The 3,855-nt window shown below is 37.7% G+C and carries 3 protein-coding genes and 3 tRNA genes; 2 read left to right on the forward strand and 4 right to left on the reverse strand.

Annotation, left to right across the window (positions count from 1 at the left end; translation table 11 throughout):
- The coding region (locus V5N63_RS11230; protein ID WP_332034014.1) for a hypothetical protein at nt 1-2,678 on the forward strand (2,678 nt) is incomplete at its 5' end.
- Between the two features lie 16 nt (nt 2,679-2,694).
- On the opposite strand, the gene V5N63_RS11235 is transcribed toward V5N63_RS11230, so the two are convergent.
- The 4 genes from V5N63_RS11235 to V5N63_RS11250 all read right to left on the reverse strand — a co-directional run bounded on the left by V5N63_RS11235 (nt 2,695) and on the right by V5N63_RS11250 (nt 3,401).
- A complete protein-coding gene (locus V5N63_RS11235; protein ID WP_332034015.1) occupies nt 2,695-3,036 on the reverse strand; it encodes a hypothetical protein in 342 nt (113 codons plus the stop codon).
- 105 nt (nt 3,037-3,141) lie between these two features.
- A tRNA-Leu gene (locus V5N63_RS11240) sits at nt 3,142-3,225 on the reverse strand.
- A gap of 13 nt (nt 3,226-3,238) precedes the next feature.
- Nucleotides 3,239-3,311: transfer RNA gene (locus V5N63_RS11245), tRNA-Gly, on the reverse strand.
- A gap of 8 nt (nt 3,312-3,319) precedes the next feature.
- Nucleotides 3,320-3,401 (reverse strand) — tRNA-Leu (locus V5N63_RS11250).
- 158 nt (nt 3,402-3,559) lie between these two features.
- On the opposite strand from V5N63_RS11250, the gene V5N63_RS11255 reads away from it, so the two are divergent.
- Nucleotides 3,560-3,855: DUF3127 domain-containing protein (locus V5N63_RS11255; RefSeq protein ID WP_332034016.1), on the forward strand; the 296-nt coding region annotated here is incomplete at its 3' end.

Raw genomic sequence — 3,855 nt, forward strand, 5'->3', positions numbered from 1 at the left:
TGGCACAGAATTTAATCTTCAAAAAAATGAGGAAAAACTACTTTAGAATTTTACTGAGGATTTTGGGAATTATTTTTCTGCTTTTTTTGGCAGTTAATTTTGGAATTAATTTCTGGCTCAAAAGCAAACTTCCCGGGTATATTAAAAACAATTCCGATTACAAAATTTCTTACCACTCGCTGGATGTGGATTTGGGCACCGGAAATATTTACGCCACCGGAATTTCCGTCAATAATAAAAATGCTGAAAATCAAAATGTTATAAGGTTACAGGGGACGGTGGATACGCTTTCAGTTTCACGGCTGGGGATTTACGATGCGCTCTTCAGGAAAAGGATTAACAGCTCTAATCTTCTTCTTAAGAATCCCAATCTCAACATCATTCTCGCAAAACCGATTGACGATAAAACAGGAAAAAAGCGGAATCCTGTGGTTTTCGAAAATCTGAAAATCAGCAGCGGCACAATTCAGATTTTTAAACATACAAAACAGAAATTTCTTTCCGTACAGGACCTCAATCTCGAAGTTGAAAATCTGCAGATGACCGAAGAAGCCGTGGAAAATAAACTTCCTGTGGTTTTCGACCGTTACGATATTAACGGCAGAAATTTCTTCTTCAGACCGGATAATCTTTACGCAGTCACCACGGAATACATTACGACCAAAGACGGAAAAATGAATCTTAAGGAGTTTGCTTTAACTCCGCTTCTGTCTTACGCTAATTTCAGGAAATTTTACCCTTCAAAAAGAAATCTTTATGCTTTCAAAACTTCGGAAATGCAGTTTAAAGATATCGAACTTAACGGAAACAAGATTAGACTTGCGAATGCCGAGTTTGAAGATCCGGAACTTAAAATTTATACCACCAATGTAAAACCGCCTGCCACGAAAAAAGATTTTAATTACGTGGTAAATATGGAAGAGGTATTGATGAAGAATGCGAAAATCTCCATTTTGAAACCCGCCGGCACTCCGCTGGTGAACGTTGAAAACATCACCCTGAACATCAATAAATTTTTGATGAACGGCGATACTTCAAAACAGCCGCTGCCATTTCAGTACGCAGATTTCAATATTTCAGGAAAAAACATCGGTTTTTCTTCAGAAACTGAAAACGTAAAGATTGCTGCAATGGCACTCACTCCAAAATCTGCAGAACTCAGCAGTTTTTCTATAAAACCTACCGTTTCCAAATCAGACAAGACACTTTTGGATTTAACGGCTCAAAAGGTAAAGCTACAGATCAATGAGTTGAAATTTGTGGAAAACAGACTGAAGCTTAATGTACAGAACGTTCTGATCAATAGTCTGAACGGAAAAATTATTACCGGAACAAACAAGAATAAAAAGAAACCGGACTTCAGATCAATTTATTTTCCGCTTACGGTTAAGAATCTCTCCCTAAAAAACTCGAATCTGACAGTTGATAAAGGAAATAATCCTTTAATTTTTAAAGATTTAAATGCGACGGTTCAGCAGGTCGAAATGAATTCGAGTACGATAAAAAATCCTGTTCCTTTTAAAACAGGTTTTTACAGTGTTACTACCAGAAATTTCAGTTACGGGACGAAATTTTATAACTTTTCGGCCTCTTTACTGAAATTCGGGAAAAATGGGGTTCAGATTTCAAATTTTGCCCTAAAGCCTAAAGTTTCCCGCGCGCAGTTCATCCGCATGATACCTGTTGAAAAAGACCTGTATGATGTGAAAGCAGATCTTGTAACACTGAATGGAAACTGGGATTTTTTATCGCCTCAGAAATTTCTGAACGCCTCGCAAATTACACTCAACGGGATGAATGCGAATATTTTCCGCAGCAAAATTCCGAAAGATGATATGTCAGAAAAACCGCTGTATTCAAAATTGCTCAGAAGTATTGGGTTTCCTTTATATATTCAGAATACGGATATTAAAAATTCGGTTTTGGTTTATGAAGAAGATACGCATAAAAGCGACGGACCGGGCAAACTCACTTTTAATCATTTCAATATGAATGTGAAAAACCTGAACTCCGGCAAAATGAAGGGAAAACCAACCCAGATTCCCGTAAATATCACCTGTTTGTTTATGAATGCTTCCCCAATGAACGTAAAATGGAGTTTGGATACCGCCAGCATGACCGATAATTTCTCGATTTCGGGCAATATTGCTGATTTGCCCGCGTCACGGGTGAACCCTTTTATTGAACCTTATCTTAAAATTCGTGCGACAGGTTTAATTTCGGATCTCATTTTCAGTTTTAAAGGCAACAACAGAGGCCTGAACGGAACTTTAAATATGAAACATAAAGACTTAAGAGTTTCGATCTTAAAACCAACGGGCGATAAAGATAAAGTTCTTTCCGCTGTAGCAAATATTTTTGTGAAGACAGATTCCGGTACGTACCCCGATTCGGTTCCGGTTGAAAATGTTCAGCGCGATCCTACAAAATCGTTTTTTAACCTTTTCTGGAAAGGCATCGAATTGGGTCTGAAGAAAACCCTGATTGGGAAAAATGTAGAAAACACCGAAAAAACAGTGAAAACTACGGTTGAAAATACAAAAGCTGCACTGGAGCAGAATAAGACCGATTTGAAAGAAACAAAACAGGAATTAAAAGAAAAAGTACAGCAAACAAAGGAAAATATAAAGGAAAAAGGCATTTTCCGGAATCTTTTCAGAAAAAAATCCGAAAACTAATTTTCGGATATATGTGTTATTCTAAAATAAAATCTTCCCTCTCATTTATCGGAATGCTTCTCAGGAAATTATCGAACTCTTCGCCGGTGTAATTACTTTCTGCACCATAAGAATCAATGATGATCGAGTGTAAACCATTTTTATCCTGAAGTACATACAGCACCGCATTGTCTTCCGGATTGCTGTCGCCTTCAAATCGGTAAGATTTTATGATGGATAAATCGGTGGGCTCATAAGCGATATCTGTTTCCTGCAAAATAAACTTTTTGTCTTCTGTCATGCAGATCTCTCTGGTAATGCCACGTTCCCTAAGGATATTGATTACCTGGGACAGGGTTTTTAAATTGTGATTTGCCATAATGTTTTGTAATTTTAATGATCTTAAAGTTACAAAATGTTTGCCGAAGGTGTGGGTAAAAAACAAAAAACGCTGCAAATCAATGAAGATTAACAGCGTTTAAAGTACCTCGGACGGGACTTGAACCCGTACATCCTTGCGGATACAGGATTTTAAGTCCTGCGTGTCTACCAGTTCCACCACCAAGGCAGGTAGATTGTTGAGCGAAAAACGGGATTCGAACCCGCGACCCCGACCTTGGCAAGGTCGTGCTCTACCAGCTGAGCTATTTTCGCAATAAAAGTGCGGATGGAGGGACTCGAACCCACACGCCTCACAGCACCAGATCCTAAGTCTGGCATGGCTACCAATTACATCACATCCGCTAAATAACTTCTTCTCTTTTTTTGTGAGTGCAAATATAAATACTTTTTCTCTTTTAAAGCAAGAAAATTTTACATTTTTTCAGATTTTTAAAGTTTTTAATTTTCCAACTTCTTTTTGTCTCGTTTATTTATTACTTTTACACCTTTAACAATCAATTATGGAATTACAAGGAATTATAAAGAAACTGGGTGACGTTCAGACGTTTGCAAGCGGCTTTCAGAAAAGAGAAATGGTTATTGTGACCGAAGAACAGTACCCGCAACCAATTAGTATCGAGTTTCTGAAAGAAAAAGGTGATTTACTTAATGCTTATAAAGAAGGAGATAAAGTAAAGGTTTCTATCAACATCGGAGGAAGAGAATGGACTTCGCCACAGGGTGAAGTAAGGTATTTTAATTCGATCACAGGATGGAGAATTGAAAAAGTAGACGGTGGAAATTTCAATGAACCTGT

The organism is Kaistella sp., assembly GCF_032060305.1.
GTDB classification, from domain to species: domain Bacteria; phylum Bacteroidota; class Bacteroidia; order Flavobacteriales; family Weeksellaceae; genus Kaistella; species Kaistella yananensis.